The 21,512-nt window shown below is 68.2% G+C and carries 18 protein-coding genes and 1 tRNA gene; 12 read left to right on the top strand and 7 right to left on the bottom strand.

What is annotated here, in order from left to right:
- Positions 1 to 133 precede the first annotated feature (133 nt).
- Positions 134 to 826: a type II secretion system protein N gene (locus E5A74_RS08305; RefSeq protein WP_240699731.1), complete on the bottom strand. Its 693-nt coding sequence runs from the start codon at positions 824 to 826 to the stop codon at positions 134 to 136.
- A 23-nt stretch (positions 827 to 849) separates the two neighbouring features.
- Between E5A74_RS08305 and E5A74_RS08300 the strand changes: the two genes are divergently transcribed.
- The 3 genes from E5A74_RS08300 to E5A74_RS08290 are packed head-to-tail and all read left to right on the top strand — an operon-like array spanning position 850 to position 3,313.
- Positions 850 to 1,893, top strand: coding sequence for an ABC transporter substrate-binding protein (locus tag E5A74_RS08300; protein ID WP_135983823.1), 1,044 nt, complete (start codon positions 850 to 852; stop codon positions 1,891 to 1,893).
- On the top strand, positions 1,890 to 2,438 hold the full coding sequence (locus E5A74_RS08295) for a PulJ/GspJ family protein (RefSeq protein WP_135983822.1): 549 nt from the start codon (positions 1,890 to 1,892) through the stop codon (positions 2,436 to 2,438). The genes E5A74_RS08300 and E5A74_RS08295 overlap by 4 nt, the downstream gene beginning before the upstream one ends.
- Positions 2,435 to 3,313: a type II secretion system minor pseudopilin gene (locus tag E5A74_RS08290; RefSeq protein ID WP_240699730.1), complete on the top strand. Its 879-nt coding sequence runs from the start codon at positions 2,435 to 2,437 to the stop codon at positions 3,311 to 3,313. The genes E5A74_RS08295 and E5A74_RS08290 overlap by 4 nt, the downstream gene beginning before the upstream one ends.
- Positions 3,314 to 3,343: 30 nt before the next feature.
- Here the strand turns inward: E5A74_RS08290 and E5A74_RS08285 are convergent, their stop codons facing one another.
- The 3 genes from E5A74_RS08285 to E5A74_RS08275 form a co-directional block, all read right to left on the bottom strand.
- On the bottom strand, positions 3,344 to 3,799 hold the full coding sequence (locus tag E5A74_RS08285) for a hypothetical protein (RefSeq protein WP_166745698.1): 456 nt from the start codon (positions 3,797 to 3,799) through the stop codon (positions 3,344 to 3,346).
- 129 nt (positions 3,800 to 3,928) lie between these two features.
- Positions 3,929 to 5,251, bottom strand: a complete 1,323-nt coding sequence (locus E5A74_RS08280; protein WP_135983820.1) for a sensor histidine kinase — start codon at positions 5,249 to 5,251, stop codon at positions 3,929 to 3,931.
- Positions 5,241 to 6,632 (bottom strand): sigma-54-dependent transcriptional regulator, encoded by a 1,392-nt coding sequence (locus tag E5A74_RS08275; protein WP_135983819.1) that lies wholly within the window; start codon positions 6,630 to 6,632, stop codon positions 5,241 to 5,243. Before E5A74_RS08275 ends, E5A74_RS08280 begins: the two co-directional genes overlap by 11 nt.
- Before the next feature lie 181 nt (positions 6,633 to 6,813).
- Here E5A74_RS08275 and E5A74_RS08270 point away from each other — a divergent pair, with 181 nt between their 5' ends.
- The 7 genes from E5A74_RS08270 (at position 6,814) to E5A74_RS08240 (ending at position 17,088) form a co-directional block, all read left to right on the top strand.
- On the top strand, positions 6,814 to 7,110 hold the full coding sequence (locus tag E5A74_RS08270; RefSeq protein ID WP_135983818.1) for a hypothetical protein: 297 nt from the start codon (positions 6,814 to 6,816) through the stop codon (positions 7,108 to 7,110).
- Positions 7,111 to 7,169: 59 nt separating this feature from the next.
- Complete coding sequence (locus E5A74_RS08265; protein WP_135983817.1) at positions 7,170 to 8,477, top strand: efflux RND transporter periplasmic adaptor subunit; 1,308 nt, start codon at positions 7,170 to 7,172, stop codon at positions 8,475 to 8,477.
- Positions 8,478 to 8,498: 21 nt separating this feature from the next.
- Complete coding sequence (locus E5A74_RS08260; RefSeq protein WP_135983816.1) at positions 8,499 to 9,179, top strand: ABC transporter ATP-binding protein; 681 nt, start codon at positions 8,499 to 8,501, stop codon at positions 9,177 to 9,179.
- A 114-nt stretch (positions 9,180 to 9,293) separates the two neighbouring features.
- Positions 9,294 to 11,753: an ABC transporter permease gene (locus E5A74_RS08255; RefSeq protein ID WP_135983815.1), complete on the top strand. Its 2,460-nt coding sequence runs from the start codon at positions 9,294 to 9,296 to the stop codon at positions 11,751 to 11,753.
- A 10-nt stretch (positions 11,754 to 11,763) separates the two neighbouring features.
- A complete protein-coding gene (locus E5A74_RS08250) occupies positions 11,764 to 14,274 on the top strand; it encodes an ABC transporter permease (RefSeq protein ID WP_135983814.1) in 2,511 nt (836 codons plus the stop codon).
- Between the two features lie 10 nt (positions 14,275 to 14,284).
- A complete protein-coding gene (locus E5A74_RS08245) occupies positions 14,285 to 16,786 on the top strand; it encodes an ABC transporter permease (protein ID WP_135983813.1) in 2,502 nt (833 codons plus the stop codon).
- 225 nt (positions 16,787 to 17,011) lie between these two features.
- Positions 17,012 to 17,088 (top strand) — tRNA-Pro (locus E5A74_RS08240).
- Between the two features lie 70 nt (positions 17,089 to 17,158).
- On the opposite strand, the gene E5A74_RS08235 is transcribed toward E5A74_RS08240, so the two are convergent.
- Positions 17,159 to 18,457, bottom strand: a complete 1,299-nt coding sequence (locus E5A74_RS08235; RefSeq protein WP_135984333.1) for an FAD-dependent oxidoreductase — start codon at positions 18,455 to 18,457, stop codon at positions 17,159 to 17,161.
- A gap of 94 nt (positions 18,458 to 18,551) precedes the next feature.
- Here E5A74_RS08235 and pnuC point away from each other — a divergent pair, with 94 nt between their 5' ends.
- Both pnuC and E5A74_RS08225 read left to right on the top strand, forming a co-directional pair.
- The gene (gene pnuC, locus E5A74_RS08230) at positions 18,552 to 19,106 is read left to right on the top strand and encodes a nicotinamide riboside transporter PnuC (RefSeq protein ID WP_135983812.1); all 555 of its coding nucleotides are present in this window, start codon (positions 18,552 to 18,554) and stop codon (positions 19,104 to 19,106) included.
- Entirely contained in the window at positions 19,103 to 19,621 is a 519-nt protein-coding gene (locus tag E5A74_RS08225) for an AAA family ATPase (protein WP_135983811.1), read from the top strand. Before pnuC ends, E5A74_RS08225 begins: the two co-directional genes overlap by 4 nt.
- On the opposite strand, the gene E5A74_RS08220 is transcribed toward E5A74_RS08225, so the two are convergent.
- Both E5A74_RS08220 and E5A74_RS08215 read right to left on the bottom strand, forming a co-directional pair.
- Entirely contained in the window at positions 19,618 to 21,150 is a 1,533-nt protein-coding gene (locus E5A74_RS08220; protein WP_135983810.1) for a methyl-accepting chemotaxis protein, read from the bottom strand. The genes E5A74_RS08225 and E5A74_RS08220 overlap by 4 nt on opposite strands.
- Positions 21,147 to 21,443 carry a hypothetical protein gene (locus E5A74_RS08215; RefSeq protein WP_135983809.1) on the bottom strand — a complete coding sequence of 99 codons (297 nt, stop codon included), beginning with the start codon at positions 21,441 to 21,443 and terminating at the stop codon, positions 21,147 to 21,149. The genes E5A74_RS08220 and E5A74_RS08215 overlap by 4 nt, the downstream gene beginning before the upstream one ends.
- Positions 21,444 to 21,512 lie beyond the last annotated feature (69 nt).

Raw genomic sequence — 21,512 nt, 5'->3', positions numbered from 1 at the left:
CTCCCTCGCGCAGCGGGGGAGGGGGACCACGAAGTGGTGGAGGGGGCCTCCCCACAGGCGACGTCGCTTGGAGAAATGCCCCCTCCGTCGCCTTCGGCGCCACCTCCCCCGCTTCGCGAGGGAGGAGAGGGGTTTACATCACCCCCTGAATCCGCGCGCCCGCCGGCAGGCCGAGGAACGGCATCATCGTCGCGCCCTCGGGAGTGACCGAGATGTCGACCGTGCCGCCCTCGGCGAGCTCGAGCGTCACCAAGGTCCGGCGGCGTTGCGCCATCGGGGCGATGCGGACCACCGTGCGATTGCCGATATGCTCGGCGGTGACGATCAGGGCGGGAAGCGGCGAGGCCGCGCCGCCGCGCCTGGGGCGGCAGCTGCCGGGATCGGTGGCGATGTTGCCGCTCAGCATGCGATCGCCGCCGCCAATCGCGATCCGCTCCATCTCGACCTGCATGACGAGATCGCAGGTGAAGGGAAGATTGGGCTGGAGCGCCTCGAGCAGGCTCGCGTCGGCGCTGCCACTGACCTTGTCGAGCACGGTGCGCCCGCCGAGATGCGCGAGCAGCCGCCCGCCGAGATCGGTATCGGGGCCGTTCGCCTTCCAGTCGGCGGCATAGGCAAGGCTGGTCAGCGAGCGCAGCGGCGCCATCTGCCATTCGAACCTGGCACCGCCGGCGACGCCGACCTCGCCGTTCCACACCGTCCCAGCGACGCCGGTGCGCCACGGCCGGTTCTTGAACACTACGCTCGCCGGCAGGGTTACCAGCAAGGCGAGCAGATAGGCCCCTATGCCGATCGCGGCGAAGACGATAATACGCCGGCGTGCCACACCCCCCATATCCGGAGTCGGCGATGGACCGGCGGTCCCTGCTGCGGTTGCTGCAATCAGGCCTGGTCGCGTCAGCGGCATCGGTCGTGCTTCCCTCGCATGCATTCGCCACAGCCGAGAAGAAGGACAAGCGCCCGATCGCCCTGCTGGTGCCGCTCACCGGTCCGCGAGCGCGGCTGGGCATTAGCATGCGGCAGGCGGCGTTGCTCGCGGAAAACAGCCAATATGTGCTGAGCTTCGACACCGGCGGCACCGCGGCCGGCGCGGCCGCCGCGGCCGGGCAGGCGCTGCGCCGCAAGCCCGCGCTGATCCTCGGCCCGCTGACCGCCGCGGAAGTGCCGGCGGTGAGCAGCAGCGTCGCGGGGCGGGTGCCGATCATCGCGTTCAGCAACGACGCGGTGCTGCGCGCGCCGGGGACGTGGATCTTCGGAATCACCGCGCGGCAAGTGACCAGCGCGATCCTGCGCTACGCCCGCTCGCGCGGGATCAAGAGCGTCGCGGTGATCGACGACGGCAGCCCGTGGAGCGCGGCGGCATCGCTCGCCGCCGGGCAGCTCGAAGGCGAGCTCGGCGTGCGGGTGCGCGTGCTCGAGGTCAAGGCCGGCCAGCCGCTCCCCGCGGCGGGCGACGCGCCCGACGGACTGTTGCTCCCGGGCAGCGGCGAGGCGGTGCTCGCGGCGGCGCGCAACCTCAAGGACAGCGGCATCCAGCTGCTCGGCACGCTGCAGGGGATCGACAACCGTCCGCAGGCGCTCGAAGCGCTCGACGGCGCGTGGATCGCGAGCCCCGATCCGGCGGCGTTCGGCACTTTCGCGAGCGAGTTCGCCGCGCGCAACGGCGGCGAGGCGGGTGCGATCACCGCGCTCGCTTATGACGCGGCGGGCATCGCCAACGCGCTGCGTGCGGCGAACAATCTCAACGCCGAAGGCCTGCTCGACGGCAAGGGCTTCAGCTGCGTGACCGGGCCGGTGCGCTTCCGCACCGACGGATCGGTCGCGCGCGACTTCGCGATCCTGCTTGCCCGGCCGCAGGGCTATGAACCGGTGGCGGTGAGCTCGGGATCGTGAAGAGAAGCCCCGAAGCCGGCGAGGCCGGCTTCACGCTGATCGAGCTGATGATCTCGCTCGGGCTGTTCGCGCTGATCGCGGTGGCCGGGCTCGCGCTGGTCGAGGGGATCATCAACGTCCAGGGACGGACCGAGAAACGGCTCGACCGGCTTGCCGATCTCCAGCGGACGATGTTCGTCGTGTCGAGCGATGTCGAGCAGATTGCGAGCGGGCCGATCTCGGGCGGCGGCGCGGTGCTTTCCTTCACGCGCGCCGCGCCGGGCATGGGCGGCATCGCGGTGCCGCTGCGCTACGGCGTCGCCGGCGGCGCGCTGGTGCGCACGATCGGGCCCGCGCCGCAGCTCGTGCTCGCCGGGGTGACCAATGTCCGCTGGCGCTTCTGGGACGGGGTGTGGGTCGACCGCTGGCCGATCGACGAGGCGGGCAAGGATCGCTGGCCGCGGGCTGTGGCGCTCGAGATGCAGGTGCAGGGACCCGGTGGCACGCCGGGATCGCTGCGCCGGGTGATCGCGCTGCCGGCTCGGCCCGAGGAGGAAAAGCAGTGAGCCCGCGGCGCGACGAAGAGGGGATGATCCTCGTCAACGTGCTGATGTTCGTGGCGATCGCCGCGGGGCTGGTGCTGCTGATGATCAACCGCGAGGAGATCGCGCTCGATCGCGGGCTGCGCACCCGCGAGGCGGCGCGCGCGCTCGCTGTGGTGCGCGGCGGCGAGCTCTCGGCGCTGGTCGCGCTGCGCCGCGACGGCGAGCAGGCGCCCGAGGTCGATCATGTCGGTGAGCCTTGGGCCAAGCTCTCCGAAAACGGCGCGCCGATCGAGGGCGGCAGCTTCGACCTCGCGATCGCCGACGCCGAGGGGCGCTTCAACATCAATTCGGTGCGCAAGGGCGAGGTCGCCGCGACGATCCTGTTCCAGGCGATCGGCAACGAAGTGGGGCTCACTTCCGAGCAGGTCGTCGCCGCGATCGAATATGTCCGGCTGCGCGGGCCGGTCACCGATTTGCGGCCGTTGCGGCTGGCCGGGATCGAGCCCAGGGTCGCCGATCGGCTCGAGCGGCTGGTGACGGCGCTGCCGGGGGCCACGACGCTCAATCTCAACGCCGCGAGCGAGGAGATGCTCGCGGTGCTGTTCCGCGATGCGGTGATCGCAGAGCGGCTGGTCGCGGTGCGGACGCGGCAGGGCTATCTCACCGCGAAGGATCTGGCCGACCAGAGCGTCTCGCTACCCTGGGGCGCGAGCTTCCGCTCGAACACCTTCTGGGTGCGCACCCGCGCGACGATCGGCGGAACCAGCCAGCAGGCCGCGACGCTGATCCAGCGGCGGCGGTTGCCCGACGGCAGCGTCGACGCGGTGCCGGTCGAGCGCTGGCGCAACGCCGCGGTGCCGCCGGGCGCGCCGGGATTGCCAGAGTCGAAGCGATAAGGCGGCGTTTGTCGGGAGTGACCGGCCAGTCTATTGTTCGACGAGGGGCTCGGGTTTCGAGGATTGCCCCATTGCCCTCGATTTATCCTCGAAGTGGGACCGCAGGGCTTGACCCAGCGCCGCCTCGGCCAGCGCCGTCAGCGGCCCTTTGAACTCGACTTCGAAAGTCCTGGCGGGCCGGTGCTGTCCGTCGATTTCGGGCGCTAGCCGGCCCTCCATCTGGAGGTGAACGCTATCGTTCGTCACGCTGATGGCGACGTCGAGCGCGACGATGGTCTGACTGCCTGCGCCGTCGTCGATCGCCGGCCTGCCGCGGAGTTGCGTCATCGTGCCGAGGTCCGTGCCCTCGAAATGATAATGGGCTGCCCCACGCTCGATGCCCTTCAGGAAGTGGTGGGCGGGGAAGTCGATCTCGAGATGTGCCCCGACCGGATAGATCCCGCTCGATCGGCTGTCGGGACGATGGAAGCTCAACCTGTCGCTCATCAACGTGGTGAAAGCGCCCCTGTACGAAAGGCCGGGGCTTTCAGGGATGCGGATTTCCACGTTCAGTATCGGTATCGACATATGGCGCCTCGAAACGGTTGTGGCCTGCTCTTCTCGTTCGGCGACCGGTTACAGTACGATCCGGAACAGCGCGCCGCCGCCCGCCGCATCGCTGACGTCGATCGCGCCGCCATGGGCGATGACGATCTGGCGGGCGAGGTTGAGGCCGACGCCGGTGCCGGTGGGGCGGGTGGTGAAGAAGGGCAGGAACACGTCCTGCCGCAGGCTCTCGGGCACGCCCGGGCCATTGTCCTCGACTTCGATCACGGTGCCCTGACCATCGCCGCGCAGGCGCAGCGCGAGCCGCGGCCCCTCGGTCGCTTGCATCGCCTGGCCGGCATTCTGCATCAGGTTGATCACCACTTGCGCGAGCAGGTCCGGATCGGCGTCGAGCGCGAGCTGGGCGGGGGAGACCTCCACCGCCAGCGCCACCTCGGGCATCCTCGCCGCGAAGATGCGCGCGAGCTCGTCGGCCCATGGGCGCGCGGCGAAGCTCTGGCGCTTGAGGTGCGGAGTCTGCGCCACCGCGCGATAGGCCTCGATGAAGTTGCTCAGCCCCTGCGCGCGGCGGGCGAGCGTCTCGACCGCGATACGGGCATCGCCGACGCGCGGATCGGCGGACAGATCGGGATCGCCGAGCAGATCCGCGGCGGTGGCGGCGAGCGAGGTGACCGGAGTGAGCGAGTTGAGGATCTCATGGGTCAGCACGCGGACGAGATCGGTCTGCGCGGCCATCTCGACCGCGTCGAGCGTGCCCTGGATCGGCTGGACGCTGATCGCGCGGGTACGCTGCCCTAGCCGCTCGAGCGTCGCCGCGCGGACGAGCATGCGCTGCGGGCGGCTGGCGATATTGAGAATCAATAGCTCTTCACCTTGCGAGGCGTTCGCAAGACGCCGTGCGAAGGTGGCGCCATAGACTGCGAAATCCTCCGCCAAGGTGCCGTGCTCGCTGGTGAAGAGGCGGCGCGCGGACTTGTTGGCGAGCGTGACATGTCCCTCGGCATCGACGATGAGCACTGCGACCGGCATGTCGTCGACCAGCGCGTCGAGATAGCGCAGCTCGCCGGCGATGCGGTCCTGCCCGGCGCGGAAACGGGCCAGCGCCTCGTTGAGCGCGCCGCCGAGCTCGTCGAAGCCGGCGCCGCCCTGCGCGTCGAACTGGAGCGCGGTATCGCCGAACTTGAGCGCCTCGAGGAAGCGCGCGACGGTGCGGTTGGTGCGGGTGACGTGGCGCCACAGCCCGGCGAAGGTGGCGGCGGCGATCGCCACCGCGACGATCCGCGCGGCGCCGAGGCCGGGGGTGACGAAGGCGGCGACGCAGGCCAGCAGCACCGCGACCAGCGCGACGATCCACGCGACCAGCGCGACCGTGAAGCGCTGATTAAAGACCATGTTTCTCCATGCGCCGATAGAGCGCGGCACGCGACAGGCCGAGCTCGTGCGCGGCGAGCGAGATATTGTAGCCGTGCTTCCTGAGCGCTTCCTCGACCAGCCGGCGCTCGACGCGCTCGAGGTTGAGATCGTCGGCGGCACGCGGCGCGACGACCGCCGAGGGGGCGATGCGCGGCGTCGAGACCAGCGCGAAATCCTCGGGCTCGAGCGGCACGTCGCGGGCTAGGATCACCGCACGCTCGAGCGCGTGGCGCAGCGCGCGGACATTGCCCGGCCAATCATGGTTGAGCAAAGCCGCGCGCGCGGCCGCGCTGAGCTGCGGATGCGGCCGGCCATAGCGTTTGGCATAGTGATCGAGATAATGGTCGATCAGCTCGGGCACGTCCTCGAGCCGATCGCGCAGCGGCGGCAGGTCGATCTCGACGGTGTTGAGCCGGAACAGCAGATCCTGGCGGAAATGGCTCTCGTCGCGCAATTTCTCAGGCGGCAAATTGGTCGCCGCGATGACGCGGATGTTGACCGGCACCGGCCTGTTGGCGCCGACCGGGGTAACCTGGCGCTGCTCGAGCACGGTGAGCAGCTTGGGCTGCAGGCGGAGCGGCAGATTGCCGATCTCGTCGAGGAACAGCGTGCCGCCATCGGCAGCCTGGATGCGGCCGACGCGATCGGTGCGCGCATCGGTGAAGGCGCCCTTCACATGGCCGAACAGCTCGGAATCGATCAGATCCTCCGAGACCGCGCCGAGATCGACGGTGAGCATCACCTGATCGGCACGCAGCGACTGGCGGTGGAGCTCGCGCGCGACCAGCTCCTTGCCGGTGCCGTTCTCGCCGAGGACGAGGACGTTGGCGTCGGTCGGCGCCGCGCGGGCGATCAGCGAATGGACTCGCGCCATCTCGGGCGAGCCGCCGAGCAACGCGGTGCCCGCAACGACGGCGGCGGGCCGGGCGGGGGCGCTGCCGCCGGCGACCGCGGCCTTGCGCGAGCGGCGCAGCGAAGCCGCGGTGCGCACCGAGGCGAGCAGCTTTTCGTTCGACCACGGCTTGGAGACGAAATCGGTCGCGCCGCGCTTCATCGCGGCGACGGCGATCTGCACCCCGGCATGCGCGGTGATCATCACCACCACCAGCTCGGGATCGATGCCGAGCAGCTTCTCGAGCCAGGCAAGGCCCTCGGCCGCGTCGGTGGCGCCGCGCGCGAAATTGGCGTCGAGCAGCACCACGTCGGGCGCGCGCGCCTCGACCAGAGGCAGTGCCTCGTCGGGGCTGCGCACCGTCGCGACGTCCTTGAACAGCCGTCGCAGCAGCAGCCGCGACGCCATCAATATGTCGTCGTCGTCGTCGATGACGACGCAGTAATCGAACTCTGGCCCGCTCCCCATGCCGTTACTCCCGTACAGCGGCTGTGCGATTCCGGACAATCAAAATGCGTGCCAAGGGTCCGCTACTTTTCTTCAAAACCGTCATCCCCGCGAAAGCGGGGACCCATCTCCTGGAAGCGCCTCAGGGAATTGCCGTCGTAATCGAGGCACTTGCGGGAGATGGGTCCCCGCTTTCGGGGGGATGACGAAAGAGGTTTGGCACGAGTCCTGCTCAACAATCCTGCACAAGCAGGAAGCGGGGATCACGGCCGTGTCTGGGAAGCCATCCGGAAAATTGGTGCGAAATGCCGTGCTGCTGGGCGCGCTCGCCTCCGCGGCGATGGCGTTTTCGGGCAAGCCGCAGGCCGTGTTCGACCTGACGGTGCGCGCGCATGGCGGCCATGCGCTGCTCAGCATCGGCTTCGCTTCGATCAGCCTCGCGTTCGATTTCGGACACGAGTGTTCGAAATCGAACGCTTGTGCGGGGGCGCTGCTGTGATCAGTCTCGCGTCGCGCCTCTGCGCCGCGCCTTGGCACGGGGGTTGCTAGACGATGTTCATGGGTGTCGTACGGATGCAGAAAGAAGCGGGAGACCGCCCGGTCACCGGGAGCGGGATGGACCAGGTCGTCGAGACGCGGAAGCTCTCGGCCAAGGTCAAGGCCGCGATCGGCGGGGCAGTGGTGCTGGTCGCGGCGTTGCTGTTCTGGTGGTTCGCGCCCTCGGGCTCGAGCCAGACGGTGGGCGCAGATCATGTCACCGTCTCTTCGGTGACTCGCGGCACCTTCGACGATTTCATTCCGCTGCGCGCGCGGGTTACGCCCTTGCTCACCGTCTATATCGACGCGGTCGAAGGCGGTCGGGTCGAGAAGATGCTGGTCGAGGACGGCGCGACCGTCGCGCAGGGCCAGCCGATCGCGGTGCTCTCCAACGCCGAGCTCCAGCTCTCGACGCTGGCGCGCCAGACCGAGGTCGAGCAGCAGATCAACAACATGCGCAGCCAGGAGCTGTCGCTCGCCCAGACGCGGCTCTCCAACGAGCGTGCGGTGCTCGCCGCCGAGACGGTCTACGACAAGGCGCGCCGCCAGTACGAACGCGAGAAGCCGCTCGCCGCCAAGGGCTTCGTCTCGACCAGGCAGTTCGCCGATACCGAGGCCGATTACGAATTGAGCCAGCGCAACCTCGCCGCGCTCAAGCGCAGCCAGGCCACCGATGCGCGGCTCCAGACCAGCCAGCTCTCGCAGCAGCAGGCCGCCGCGCAGTCGATGCAGTCGGGGCTCGCGATCGCGCGGGCCAATCTCGACGCGCTCCAGCTGCGTGCGCCGGTCGCCGGCCAGCTTTCGGGCTTCTCGGTGCAGGTCGGCCAGTCGCTGCAGCGCGGCGAGCGGGTGGGGCAGATCGACAGCCCCGGCCGCAACAAGCTGATCGCCGGGGTCGACGAATTCTATCTCGGCCGCGTCCAGCTCCAGCAAAAGGCGAGCCTCGATTTCGGCGGCAAGCAATATGCGGCGCGTGTCACGAAGATCTATCCGCAGGTGCAGAACGGTCAGTTCCAGGTCGATCTGCAGTTCCTCGGCGCCGAGCCCGCCAACATCCAGCGCGGCCAGACGATGCAGGCGCGGCTGACGCTGGGCGACCCGACCCCGGCGCTGCTCGTCCCCAACGGCGCCTTCTACAACGAGACCGGCGGCAACTGGATCTTCGTGGTGACCCCCGACGGCAAGAGCGCGGTCAAGCGCAACGTCCGGCTGGGCCGCCGCAACGCCGAATATATCGAAGTGCTCGAAGGGCTCGAGCCGGGCGAGAAGGTGCTGACCTCGCCGTACACCGGCTACACCGACAAGACGCGCCTGGACCTGTCCAAATAATTCCAGAGGAAGGGATTTTTCATGCTGACGATGCGCGAACTCTCCAAGGTCTACCGTACCGACACGGTGCAGACGACCGCGCTCGACGCGATCGATCTCGACATCGCCGAGGGCGAGTTCGTCGCGATCATGGGACCGTCGGGCTGCGGCAAATCGACTTTGCTCAACATGATCGGCATGCTCGATAGCCCCTCGTCGGGCAGCTATGTCTTCAACGGGCAGGAAGTTGCGGGGCTCAGCGAAAGCAAGCTCGCCGACGTCCGCAAGGAAAATATCGGCTTCATCTTCCAGAGCTTCAATCTGGTCGACGAGCTGAGCGTGCGCGACAATGTCGAGCTGGCGCTGCTCTACCACAATGTCCCCGCCGCCGAGCGCAAGCGCCGGGTCGACGAAGTGATGGACAAGGTCGGCATCGCGCACCGCGCCAAGCACCGGCCGAGCCAGCTCTCTGGAGGCCAGCAGCAGCGTGTCGCCGTCGCGCGCGCGCTCGTCGCCAGCCCGAAGCTGATCCTCGCCGACGAGCCGACCGGCAATCTCGACACGCATCACGGCGAAGAGGTGATGCGCATGCTCCAGACGCTCAACGGCGAAGGCTCGACGATCGTGATGGTCACCCACTCGCCGGCGCATGCCGATTATGCCGGGCGGATCGTGTCTATGCTCGACGGCCGCATCCTGCAGGAGCGCCGCCGGGCGGCATGAAGAGGTCTCCCTCTCCCCCGCTTCCGGGGAGAGGGCCGGGAGAGGGGTCGTGGCCGCCCTCGCGCCACGCCTCTCTCCCTCCCCATGGGGAGGGGAGCAGCAAGGGGATGCCGAATGTGGCGTAACTATCTGAGGATCGCGTTGACGCTGCTGGCGCGCAACCGCGTCTATGCCGCGATCAACATCGGCGGGCTGGCGCTGGGGCTCGCCGGCTGCCTGCTGATCTTCAATTATGTGCGCTACGAAAGCAGCTATGACAGCTGGCTGCCCGACAGCGGGCGCATCTATCAGGTCCAGACGAAGTTCAATTTGCCTGGCCAGCCCGCGCGCAACGTCCAGATGAGCCCGTTCATCGTCTATGAGAAGCTGCCCGGCGGCTTCGCGCAGGTCGAGGCCGTGACGTCGCTCGCGCCCGGCAAGACCGTCACCGAGCGCGACGGCCAGCCGGTCTTCATCGACGTGGGCACGGTCGACGCCAATTTCTTCGATGTGCTCGGTCTGCCGTTCGCACAGGGATCGGCGGGGACTGCGCTCCCCGACACCAATTCGATCGTGCTCACCGAGCGCGAGGCGATCCGCCATTTCGGCACCGCCGATGCGCTGGGCAAGCAGCTCAGCCTCGGCGCCGGGCCCGGGAAGCGCGACTATCGCGTCACCGGCGTGCTGCGCAATCTGCCGCGCAACACCAGTCTGAAGCTGAGCCTGCTCTTCCGCCGCGACTTGGCCGCGATCCCGCCCGAGCAGCGCGGTTGGGGCAATTTCGACCAGCAGCATTACGTCAAGCTGCGCCGCGGCGCCGATGCCGCTGCGATCAATGCCGGGCTCCCGGCATGGGAGAAGCGCAACATTCCCGACGCGGTCATCGACGGCAAGCCGGCGACCATGTCGGACGCCGTCGATCTCAAGCTCGTGCCGCTGGCCGGCGTCCATCTCGGCGCCACCCAGGACGGCGGGCTCGCGCCCGGCGGCGATCCGCGCGCGCTCGCCACCTTCGCGGTGGTGGCCCTGCTGACGCTCGCCATGGCAGTGATGAACTTCGTCAACCTGTCGACCGCGCGCGCGACGCAGCGCGCCCGCGAAGTGGCGCTGCGGAAAGTGCTCGGCGCCTCGCGCGGCCAGCTGATCGTCCAGTTCCTCGGCGAAAGCCTCGTGATGGCGGCGATTGCGATGCTGCTCGCATTGGCCGTGGTCGAGCTCGCCACGCCGTGGATCAGCGCCGCGATCGGCGCCGACATCCGCATCGCCTATCTCGGTCCCGCCGGGATGCTGCTGCCCGCCGCGGCGCTGTTCCTTGTGACCGGGCTGCTCGGCGGGCTCTATCCGGCCTTCTATCTCAGCCGTTTCCGCCCGGCCGAGGTGCTGCGCGCCAACAAATCCTCGGTCGAGACGCCGGGCAACGGCCGTTTCCGCACCGCGCTGGTGATGCTCCAGTTCGCGATCGCGATCGGGCTGATCGCCTCGACCTGGGTGATCTTCTCGCAGACGCGCTATGTCGAGACGGTCGACCCCGGCTATCGTCGCGACGGGCTGATCCAGATCGTCAATGCGTGGCGCTTCGCCAAGGGCGGCGAGTATGACGCCGCCCATGCGGCGATGCTCGCCATCCCGGGCATCACCGGTACGACGCGCACATCGCTTCCACTGGCTTCCGATACGCGGCCGGTGTGGCTGGTGAAGCCCCCCGGCGCTGAGGAATACCAATCGCTCAGCTATTATGGCGTCGACGCCGAATATCTTCAGACGGCGGGCATCGACCTGCTCGCTGGCCGCGGGTTCGACGATCGCATCGCGCTCGATCGGGTTCCGGCGGGTGACGATCAGGCGCGGGCCGTGCGGGGAGTAAACGTCGTGATCAACCGCGCCGCGGCGCGCAAGCTCGGCTTCCGCACCCCGCAAGCGGCGATTGGGCAGACCGTGCGGGCGATGCGCGGCGGCCCTCTGGTCCCCTCGGTGATCGTTGGCGTCGTCGAGGACATGCGCTTTCGCAGCGCGCGCGAGGCCATTGAACCCGCCTTCTATGCCGTCGATCCGGACGCAACCGAAGTGGTGCTGGTCCGTTTCGCCGGCGCACGGCCTGGCGAAGTGATGGCGGCGCTCAACAAGGTGTGGCGCAAGTTCGAGCCCGAGATCCCGTTCGAGGCGCGCTTCGTCGACGATATCGCGCACGAGCTCTACGCGGCCGATCGCGCCCGCGGCATGCTCTTCGCCGGCTTCTCGGCGCTCGCAGTGCTGATCGGCTGTCTCGGGCTCTACAGCCTCGCCGCGTTCGCGACCGAGCGGCGGACCAGGGAGATCGGTATCCGCAAGGTGCTCGGCGCCAAGGTGCGTGACATCGTCCAGCTACTGGTCTGGCAATTCAGCCGGCCGGTGGTGCTCGCCAACCTCATCGCGTGGCCGGTGGCGTGGTGGGCGATGCGCGAATGGCTCAACGGCTTCGACATCCGCATCGCGCTGACGCCGACGCCCTTCGCGCTGGCCGGGCTGCTCGCGCTCGCCATCGCGATTGCCACCGTCGCCGGCCAGTCGCTGCGGGTCGCCCGCACCAATCCCATCCACGCGCTTCGCTACGAGTAGGAACCGGACGATGTGGCGCAATTATCTGGTGGTCGGCCTCCGCGCTCTGGCGAAGAACAAGACCTATGCTTTCATCAATATCGTCGGCCTGACCGTCGGCCTCGCCGCGTGCCTGCTGATCCTGCTCTATGTCCGCTACGAGCGCAGCTATGACGGCTGGCTCGCCAATGCCGACCGGGTCTACCAGCTCCAGACCTATATCTCGGCGAGCGGCCGCGGCGGCGAGCAGAAGGATCTGCAGCTGAGCGCGATCGCCGCCGGGCGGGCGCTCAGGAAGGACTTCCCGCAGATCGAGAAGGTGGTGTGGATGCGCTCCTTCTCGCCGATCGTGATCCAGAACGGCGATCCGCAGCAGGTGCCGACGCTGCGGATGGTCGACAGCAATCTGTTCGAGGTGTTCGACTTGCCCTTCGTGCGCGGCAGCGCCGCGACGGCGTTGCCGGATTCGCATTCGGTCGCGCTCAGCGAGAGCGAGGCGAAGCGCCGCTTCGGCGACGTCGATCCGATTGGCAAGACGCTGACCATCGTCGATAACACCGGCGACGTCGATTATCGCGTCACCGCGGTGTTTCGGGACATCCCGCGCAACAGCAGCATCTCCGCCGACATGATCGCGCGGTTCGCGCTCGAGACCCAGTTCGCCGACCGGATGCAGCAGGTGACCCGCTTCGGCAGCCAGCAGGGCTGGAATTTCGTCAAGCTGAGCGCGGGCAGCGACGCCGCCGCGATCAATGGCCAGCTCGCCGCGTGGGAAAAGCGCAACATTCCCGACGAAGTGACCAATGGCGAACGCACCAACCCCGGCGACGACATGGATTTCGCGCTGGTCAACATCCGCGACGTCCATCTCGGCAAGGCGCAGATGTTCGGGCTCACTCCGGGCAACGACAACGGCACCGTCGCCACCTTCGCGGTGATCGCGCTGCTCGTGCTCGGGATGGCGTCGATCAACTTCACCAATCTCGCCACCGCGCGGGCATCGCAGCGGGCGCGCGAAGTGGCGCTCCGGAAAGTGCTCGGGGCGACGCGCGGCCAGCTGATCGCGCAGTTCCTCACCGAATCGATCCTGCTCGCGCTGATCGCGATGCTGATCGGACTGGCGCTGGTCGAGCTGCTGCTGCCCGTGTTCAACGGCTTTCTCGAGACCTCGATCACGATGCGCTATTGGGGCCGCGACAGCGTCTGGCTGCCGATCCTCGGACTGGTGCTGCTCGTCGGCGCCGCGGGCGGGCTCTATCCGGCGCTCTATCTCTCCCGCTTCCAGCCCGCGAAGATCCTCAAGGCGAACAAGTCCTCGGCCGATACGGCGGGATCGGGCCGGTTGCGCAGCTTCCTCGTCGTCGCGCAGTTCGCGATCTCGATCGGACTGATCGTCTGCACCGCAGTGATCTATGCGCAGACCCGTTTCGCCCAGACGCTCGATGCCGGCTATCAGCGCGAGGGGCTGTTGCAGGTCACCAATCTCGACTTCCGCGGCGCGACGCAGGCGCAGTCGCAACAGCTGGTCGAGCGTATCCGCCGCGTCCCCGGGGTGCAGGCCGCGGCGCGCACCCAGATCGGGGTCTCGCCCGACGGCAATTCGACCGCGGACTTCTTCCTGCCCGGTGCCACCAGCTCGGTCGCGCTCGGCGCTTACGGAATCGAGACCGGTTTCTTCGAGGCGATGGGGATGCGGCTGCTCGCCGGGCGCTTCTTCTCGGACCAGCAAGGCAAGGACGACGCCACGACGCCGTTTCCGGTTCAGCTCGAGGCCGAGCGGGCGCTGGTCGCGCGCGGGATCAACATCGTGATCAGCGAATCCGCGGCGAAGCGCCTCGGCTTCCGCACCCCGCAGGAGGCGATCGGCAAGACCGTGCGCGGCACGCTCACCGTGCCCGAGGCCGGGCTGGTGCCGGGCACGATCGTCGGCGTCGTCTCGGATGCGCGCTTCCGCTCGTTGCGCGAGCCGATCCAGCCGACTGTCTATGTGATGCAAAAGGTCGGCTTCGCGCAGGTCGCGGTCCGCTTTGCCGGGGTACGGCCGGCCGAGATCCGCGAGCGCGTCGAGGCGGTGTGGCGCCAGACCGTGCCGCTGGTGCCGTTCGGCGCCGATTTCGCCGACGATCTGGTGCGCAAGCAATATCGTCAGGAGCTGGCGCGCGGCGCACTGTTCGCGTCCTTTTCGATCCTGACGGTGGCGATCGGCTGCCTCGGCCTGTTCGGGCTCGCCGCCTTCACCACCGAGCGGCGGACCAAGGAGATCGGCATCCGCAAGGTGCTTGGCGCGCGCACCAACGACATCGTCCGGCTGCTCGTCTGGCAGTTCAGCCGGCCGGTGCTGATCGCCAATCTGATCGCCTGGCCGATCGCATGGTGGGTGATGCGCGACTGGCTGAACGGCTTCGACACGCGGATCGCGCTGACGCCGGTTCCCTTCGCCGTCGCCGGGCTGCTCGCGATGCTCATCGCGGTCGCCACCGTCGCCGGCCAGTCGCTGCGGGTCGCCCGCACCAATCCCATCCACGCGCTTCGCTACGAGTAGGAACCAGACCATGTGGCGCAACTATGTGACCGTCGGCCTGCGGGCCCTGGGCAAGAACAAGGTCTATGCCTTCATCAACATCTTCGGCCTGTCGCTCGGCATCGCCGTGTGCCTGCTGATCCTGACCTTCGTGCGCTACGAGTTCAGCTATGACAGCTGGATGCCCGGCGCCGAGCGCGCCTATCAGCTGCAGGATTTCTACAAGCCGACCGAGCGCGGCGGCGAGGAAATGAAGCTGCAGGTGTCGAGCATCGCCTCGGGCGAGGCGCTGGTGAAGGACTTCCCGCAGATCGAGAAGAAGGTCTATCTGACCACCGCGCCGATGGTCGTGCTGCAGAACGGCCAGCCGAGCACGCCCGAGCGCGGACTGCTCGCCGACGGCAACATCTTCGAGGTCCTCCAGGTGCCCTTCGTTCGCGGCGACCGCGAGACCGCGCTCGACGATCTCCACAGCGTGGCGCTCAGCGAGAGCGAGGCGAAGAAATATTTCGGCAACGCCAATCCGGTCGGCAAGACGCTGACCATCTCCTATGGCGAGAAGCGCGAAGACTTCCGCGTCACCGGGGTGTTCGAAGACCTTCCCAAGAACAGCCATCTGCGCATGTCGATGGTCGCCCGCTTCGAGCCGCACGAATTCTTCCAGCCGAGCGAATTCACCTCGTGGAACAACCAGAACGGCTTCATCTATCTGAAGCTGCGCGAGGGCGCGAACGTCAAGGACATCATGGATCAGCTCCCCGCCTGGGAGAAGCGCAACATCCCCGATGACACCGGCGACGGCCCGAAGAGCAATCCGGGCGACTATCAGGACTGGCGCCTGACCAATGTCCGCGACGTCCATCTCGGCGAGGCGCAGCATGCCGCAATCACCACGGGCAGCGACAAGCAGACGATGATTACTTTCGTCGTCGTCGCGCTGATGATCCTCGGCATGGCCTGCGTAAACTTCACCAATCTCGCCACCGCACGCGCCTCGCAGCGCGCCCGCGAAGTGGCGCTGCGCAAGGTGCTGGGCGCGACGCGGCGCCAGCTGATCATCCAGTTCCTCGGCGAATCGATCCTCGTTGCCGGCATCGCGATGCTGGTCGGCCTGGCGATGGCCGAGCTGGCGCTGCCGCTGCTCAACAACTTCCTCGATGCCTCGATGGAGATTCATTATCTCGGCGGCGCCGGCATCCTGTTGCCGGTGCTGGTGCTCGCGCTGATCGTCGGGCTCGCCGGCGGCGTCTATCCGGCGATCTATCTGTCGCGCTTTCAGCCGGCGCGCGTGCTCAAGGCCAACAAATCGTCGGCCGATGCCGAAGGCAATGGCCGGCTGCGCAACCTGCTCGTCGTCGCGCAGTTCGCCGTGTCGATCGGGCTGATCATCTGCACCGCGATCGTCTATTCGCAGACGATCTACGCGCGGACGATGGACGCGGGCTACAAGCGCGAGGGCCTGTTCCAGGTCTATAATCTGCGCGATCCGCAGGCCGACAAGGTCGCGAAGACGCTCGAGGAGGAAGTCGGCAAGATCCCCGGCGTCACGGCGGTGGGGCGGACCACGATCGCCGTCAATCCGGGCAACAACTCGATGACCAGCGCCAAGCGGCCGGGCCAGACGACGCCGACCCAGCTCGGCACCTATGGCATGGACCCGGGCGTGGTCGACGCGCTGGGCATGCGGCTGCTCGCGGGACGCGGCTTCTCCGAATCGATCCCGACCGACGACAGCTGGACGCCGACGCCGACCGATCTGGCGGCGGAGAAGGCGCTGGTCGCGCGCGGCACCAATCTGATCCTGTCGGAATCGGCGGCGAAACGGCTCGGCTTCGCCAGCGCGCAGGACGCGGTGGGCAAGCCGATCCTCGCGGGCTTCACCTCGGACGAAGTCGGCGGCTATGTCCCTGCGACGATCGTCGGGGTGGTCAGCGACGTGCGCTATCGCTCGATCCGCCAGCCGCTCCAGCCGATCATGTATTTCTATCAGCGGCAGGGCTATAATCAGCTGCTCGTCCGCTTCACCGGCGATCCGCAGCAGATCCGCGCGCAGGTCGAGGCGATCTGGAAGCGGCTGGTGCCCGAGACGCCGTTCCAGGGGCGCTTCGTCACCGACATCGTCAAGACGCTGTACCAGGCCGACGAGACGCGCGCGCAGCTGTTCGGGATGTTCGCGATCCTCGCGGTGGTGATCGGCTGCCTCGGGCTGTTCGGGCTCGCCGCCTTCACCGCCGAGCGCCGTACCAAGGAGATCGGCATCCGCAAGGTGCTCGGTGCGCGTACCCGCGACATCGTCCGGCTGCTGGTGTGGCAGTTCAGTCGGCCGGTGCTGATCGCCAATCTGATCGCCTGGCCGATCGCATGGTGGGTGATGCGCGACTGGCTCAACCAGTTCGACATCCGTATCGCCCTGACTCCGACGCCGTTCGTGATCGCCGGTGCGCTCGCGCTCGGGATCGCGGTCGCCACCATCGTCGCGCACGCCTTCCGCGTGGCGCGCACCAACCCGGTCTATGCCTTGCGCTACGAGTAGGCGCGTCAGTTCAGGGCAAAGCCGGGGCGGGCGAGGGGCGATCCCTCGCCCGCTTCGTTTGCGGTGCCGGGAGAAGCCGCAAAAGGGGGCCGCGGTTCGCAGCCATGCTCCGCCGATGGGCGGCGCCGGGGCCTGGCGACCTTGTCCGCAATAAACATGCCCCGCCGCGATTTTGGGCTTGATAGAGTTGCTTCCGCCGAGTAGGCGCTCCCCCTCGCAATGTGTCGGGGCGTGGCGCAGTCTGGTAGCGCACTGGTCTCGGGGTCCAGGGGTCGTAGGTTCGAATCCTATCGCCCCGACCATTGCGGAGAATCTGACATCCCAGTCGAATGACCCTGAGCGTGCGGCGCGTTGCCGCGCGCCGAGGGCGGGTCAGCTTTTCGCGGCACCCAGCATCGCGTCGATGCTGGTGAATTTCTCGCGCGGCGATCCGGTGCGCGCGGCGGCGATCTCGGCGGTGTCGATCTTCTGCCAGTCGCGGAAGGTGACGAGGTCGACCCCGCGACCGGTGAGCAGCGAATCGAGGCCCGCGCGGCCGGGCTTGCCGCTACCGTCGCCGATGTCCGCGGCGATCTTCTCGGCGATCGCGAAACCGTCGGGGCGATTGGTGCCGATCGTCCCCGTCGGCCCGCGTCGCGCCCAGCCGACGGCATAGAGGCCGGGGCGCACGCGGCCTTCGTCATTGGCGAAGCGGCCGGCGCGATCGTCATAGGGCACGCCTTCGATCGGCGGGGTGCGATAGCCGATGCAGCTGACCACGAGGCTGGCAGGGATCGTATAGCGCTCGCCGGTGCCGTGCGCGCTGCCGTCCATGCCGAGCGCGGTCCGCTCGATCACGACGCGTTCGACCTTGCCATCGCCTTCGATCGCGACCGGCATCGCGAAGAAGTCGAAGACGACGCGGATCGGCTTGTCGCCGGGCCCGGCCGCGGCAAAGGCGCGCAGATGGTTGATCGACTTGCGCTGACCGGGCTCGAGGATCGCATCGTCCTCGACCGGCGGCAGATCGCTGCGATCGACCACCGGCGCGGCGCGGGCGAGCTCGCCCAGCTCGCCGAGCTCCTTGGGAGTCATCGCGATCTGGTGCGGCCCGCGCCGGCCGAGCAGCGTGATCGTGTCGACCGTCGAGGCTTTGAGCGTGGCGAGGGCGTGGCCGACGATGTCCGAGCCGGCGAACTCGTCTTCGCGCTTGGCGAGAATCCGCGCCACATCGAGCGCGACATTGCCGTTGCCGATCACCACCGCCGGGCCGTTCAGCGGCGGGGCGAGATCGGCATAATCGGGATGGCCGTTGTACCAGCCGACGAACGCGGCCGATCCGACCACGCCGGGCAGGGTCGCGCCGGGGATGTCGAGCGGCCGGTCGTGCGGCGCGCCGGTGGCGAGGACGACCGCGTCGTACAAGTCGAGCAGCTCGTCGATCGCCACGTCCTTGCCGATCGTGACGTTGCCGACGAAGCGGACATTGTCGGTGAGCGCGACCGCCTCGTAACGGCGCGAGACGCCCTTGATCGACTGGTGATCGGGGGCGACGCCGGTGCGGATGAGCCCGAAAGGGACGGGGAGGCGATCGATGATGTCGACCCGCACTTCCTCGCCGAAGGTCTTCTGGCAGGCCTCGGCAGTATAATAGCCTGCAGGTCCCGAACCGATCACCGCGATGTGACGCACGCCCATCCCCTCGCATTTTGGGACAGGGTAGCGTGACAATTCCGCAGGGCAACCCACTCGACCCCCATGCAATGTTGCTGCTACGCAACGACCCGTGAGCCCGATCGAAGCCACCGCGACCCTGTTCGGGCTGATCAACGTGACGCTGGTGGTCCGGCGGAGCATGTGGAACTACCCGTTCGCGCTCGCCATGGTGTCGCTCTACGCGTGGATTTTCTTTCGCGAGAAGCTCTACAGTGACGCGCTGCTCCAGCTCTTTTTCTTCGTGGTGAACCTCTATGGCTGGTGGAACTGGGCACGCGCGCGCGCCGACACCGGCGAGGTCCGGGTCGAGAATCTCGACAATGTTGCACGGCTTTGCTGGCTGGCGGGCGTGGCCGTTGCCGCGCTGGCATGGGGCGGGCTGATGAATCGCTATACCGACGCCGCCTTCCCGTGGTGGGACGGGAGCATCGCGATGGCCAGCGTCGCCGCGCAGATCCTCCAGTCGCGCCGCAATTGGGAAAGCTGGCTATTGTGGATTGCGGTCGATATCGCCGCGGTGCCCCTGTTCGCCGTCAAGGGGCTCTGGCTCACCGCCGGGCTCTATATCGTTTTCCTCGCCCTGTCCGTCTGGGGCCTGATTCAGTGGACCAAAGCCAAAGCATGATCCCGCGTACCATCTGCCTCCACGGACCCGAGAGCGTGGGCAAGACCACGATCGCGCGGCGGCTCGCCGAGCATTTCGGCGGCGAGCTGCTCGACGAATATGGCCGCGACTATGCCGAGACGCATGGGATCATGTTCACGATGCGCGACCTGATCGAGATCGCGCAGAACCACGACGCCGGCGCGAAGATGCTGCTCGCCGAGGGCGCCGATCCGCTGATCCTCGATACCGATCCGCTGATGACCGCGGTGTGGGCCGACATGCTGTTCGGCAAGCGCGATCCGTGGTTCGACGCGTGGCAGGGCACCGCCGACTTCTATCTGCTGTTCGACATCGACTTGCCCTGGGTCGCCGACGGCACGCGCATCTTCGGCACGCCGGCGCTGCGCCAGCGCTTCTTCGATCTGTCCAAAGCCGAGCTCGAGCGGCGCGGGGTGCGCTGGGCGCTGATCTCGGGAGAGGGCGAGGCGCGCTTCGAGGCGGCGCTCGCGGCGATCGCGGCGGCGGGGCGTTAGGCCGCGCGCAGATCGCCGAGCAGCCGCTCCATATTCTCGCCGAGCGCGCGGGCGCGGTCGTCGAGCAGCCGGGCCAATTCGGAAGCATGCGCGGCGAGATCGCGATTCTGGTCGACCGCGTCGCCGATGATGCGGCTGCGCGCGTCGGTATCGCGGACATCGGCCATCACCGCGTCGATCGCGCGGGCGATCGATTCGATCGCAAGGCGCTGCTCGTCGACCGCGGCGGACACCGCCTGCGCCGAGCCGCTCGCCGCGCCCATGCTCGACGTGGTGCCCGAGACGATCTCGCCAAAAGTGCGCGCGGCGGCGGCGATCAGATCGAGCTTCTCGGCGATCTGCCCGGTCGCCGAGGCGGTGCGCGCCGCCATCTGCTTCATCTCGTGTGCGACCACGCCGAAGCCGAGGCCGGATTCGCCGCTGCGCGCCGCCTCGATCGTGGCGTTGAGCGCGAGCAGATTGCTCTGCGCGGCGATCTCCGAGACGAGATCGAGGATGCTGCGAGCGCCGTCGATCTGACGGGTTAGCTCAAGCATCCGCGGTTCGAGGGCCTGGACGGTCTCGCTGGTCTCGTTGACGAGCGTGTTGGCGCGTTCGGCATTGTCGCCGGCGGCGTGCGCGGCATGGCCGAGCTGCGCCGCCGCCGCGGAGACCAGCGCGGCGTTGCCCAGCGATTTGTCGCTGGCGGCGCGCAGATTGCCATATTCGGAGGAGAGCCGGCGGGCGATGCCGTCGAGCGCGCTTTCCTGGCCGGAGAGCGTCGTCGCGGCCGCGCGCAGCTCGGAGGTGAGCGTGCCGACGCGCTGCTCGATATCGGCCGAGATCGCGGCGCGGCGGCCGCTCAATGATTCGGAGAGCGCGCGTTCGGCCGCCTGACGCTCGTGCAGCCGTTGCTCGCTCAGCGCTTGGGCGGCGCGGAGGTCGAGGAGCGCGGTCTGCGCTTCCTGGCGCGCGGCCTCGGCCTCGCGTCGCGCGGCGTCGGCGGTCTCGCGGACCTTGTGGCTGCGCAGGACGAGATGGCGGATGCGCTCGGTGGTGAAGATCAGGATACCCGCCTCGCCGGCGACCAGCCCGCCGTGCAGCAGCACCCGGCCGAGCGATCCCGAGCCGGGAAACACCCATTCGGGCAGCCCGAACGAGAAAAGCAGGTGATGCGTCGCGGTCAGCGCGGTGAAGACGATGATCGGCCGCCAGTCGCAGAGCAGCAGCAGCATCGACATGCTGACGAAGAAATACATGTGCAGGTCCATCTGCCACGGGCGGCCTGCGGCCAGTGCGACGAACAAGGCGGGGAAGATCGATGCCGCGACGCCCAGCGCGCAGCGCGCAGCCGCGTCGTGGCGACCGCGGTAGAGATTGAAGCTCGGCACGACCAGCACCGCGAGCCCTGCGATCATCGCGGTGACGAGGTTGGCGCTGCCGAAGGCGAGAGCGGCCGGCGGCAGCATCAGCCAGTTGAGCCAGAGCAGGGCGAGCAGCACGCGCGCGCCGCCGGTGCGGAAGGGGGCGAAGATCGCGTCGTGGTTCATCGTTCGGCTCCGCACGCGGCGGGCGGGGCGGCGACGATCAGCGTGGCGTGGCGCAACGCGGCGCCGGCCAGCGTGCCCGCGCTGCCCTGCACGACCAGCGAGCCCGGCAGCGGTCCGGGTCCGACGATCCGCGCGCCGGCGACGGTGGCCCAGACGGCGAGGCTATCGGCGCCCTGGCCGGCCAACGGCATCAGCAGCATCTGCCCCTCGGCAGGCGGCGCGAAGTCGATCGCGCCGAGCGCAACGGCAGCGGCGAGCAATTGTACGGGCAATCCAGAGGCCAAGCGCGACATCGGGATCGCCTTGCCGTCTTCGTGGTGAAGATCGCGTTAAGCGCGGTCCCCGCACTTGCCGCGCGGACC

This window comes from Sphingomonas naasensis, from assembly GCF_004792695.1.
Classification (GTDB): Bacteria; Pseudomonadota; Alphaproteobacteria; order Sphingomonadales; family Sphingomonadaceae; genus Sphingomonas; species Sphingomonas naasensis.
The sequence above is the reverse complement of the archived record's forward strand: the minus strand, read 5'-3'. Positions and strand labels throughout refer to the sequence as shown.

Coding starts and splice junctions, on each gene's coding strand:
- E5A74_RS08250 (WP_135983814.1), top strand. CDS start 11,764: ATGTGGCGCAATTATCTGGTGGTCGGCCTCCGCGCTCTGGCGAAGAAC.
- E5A74_RS08265 (WP_135983817.1), top strand. CDS start 7,170: ATGGGTGTCGTACGGATGCAGAAAGAAGCGGGAGACCGCCCGGTCACC.
- E5A74_RS08255 (WP_135983815.1), top strand. CDS start 9,294: ATGTGGCGTAACTATCTGAGGATCGCGTTGACGCTGCTGGCGCGCAAC.
- E5A74_RS08300 (WP_135983823.1), top strand. CDS start 850: ATGGACCGGCGGTCCCTGCTGCGGTTGCTGCAATCAGGCCTGGTCGCG.
- E5A74_RS08225 (WP_135983811.1), top strand. CDS start 19,103: ATGATCCCGCGTACCATCTGCCTCCACGGACCCGAGAGCGTGGGCAAG.
- E5A74_RS08260 (WP_135983816.1), top strand. CDS start 8,499: ATGCTGACGATGCGCGAACTCTCCAAGGTCTACCGTACCGACACGGTG.
- E5A74_RS08245 (WP_135983813.1), top strand. CDS start 14,285: ATGTGGCGCAACTATGTGACCGTCGGCCTGCGGGCCCTGGGCAAGAAC.
- E5A74_RS08215 (WP_135983809.1), bottom strand. CDS start 21,443: ATGTCGCGCTTGGCCTCTGGATTGCCCGTACAATTGCTCGCCGCTGCC.
- E5A74_RS08285 (WP_166745698.1), bottom strand. CDS start 3,799: ATGAGCGACAGGTTGAGCTTCCATCGTCCCGACAGCCGATCGAGCGGG.
- E5A74_RS08275 (WP_135983819.1), bottom strand. CDS start 6,632: ATGGGGAGCGGGCCAGAGTTCGATTACTGCGTCGTCATCGACGACGAC.
- E5A74_RS08280 (WP_135983820.1), bottom strand. CDS start 5,251: ATGGTCTTTAATCAGCGCTTCACGGTCGCGCTGGTCGCGTGGATCGTC.
- E5A74_RS08220 (WP_135983810.1), bottom strand. CDS start 21,150: ATGAACCACGACGCGATCTTCGCCCCCTTCCGCACCGGCGGCGCGCGC.
- E5A74_RS08270 (WP_135983818.1), top strand. CDS start 6,814: ATGACGAAAGAGGTTTGGCACGAGTCCTGCTCAACAATCCTGCACAAG.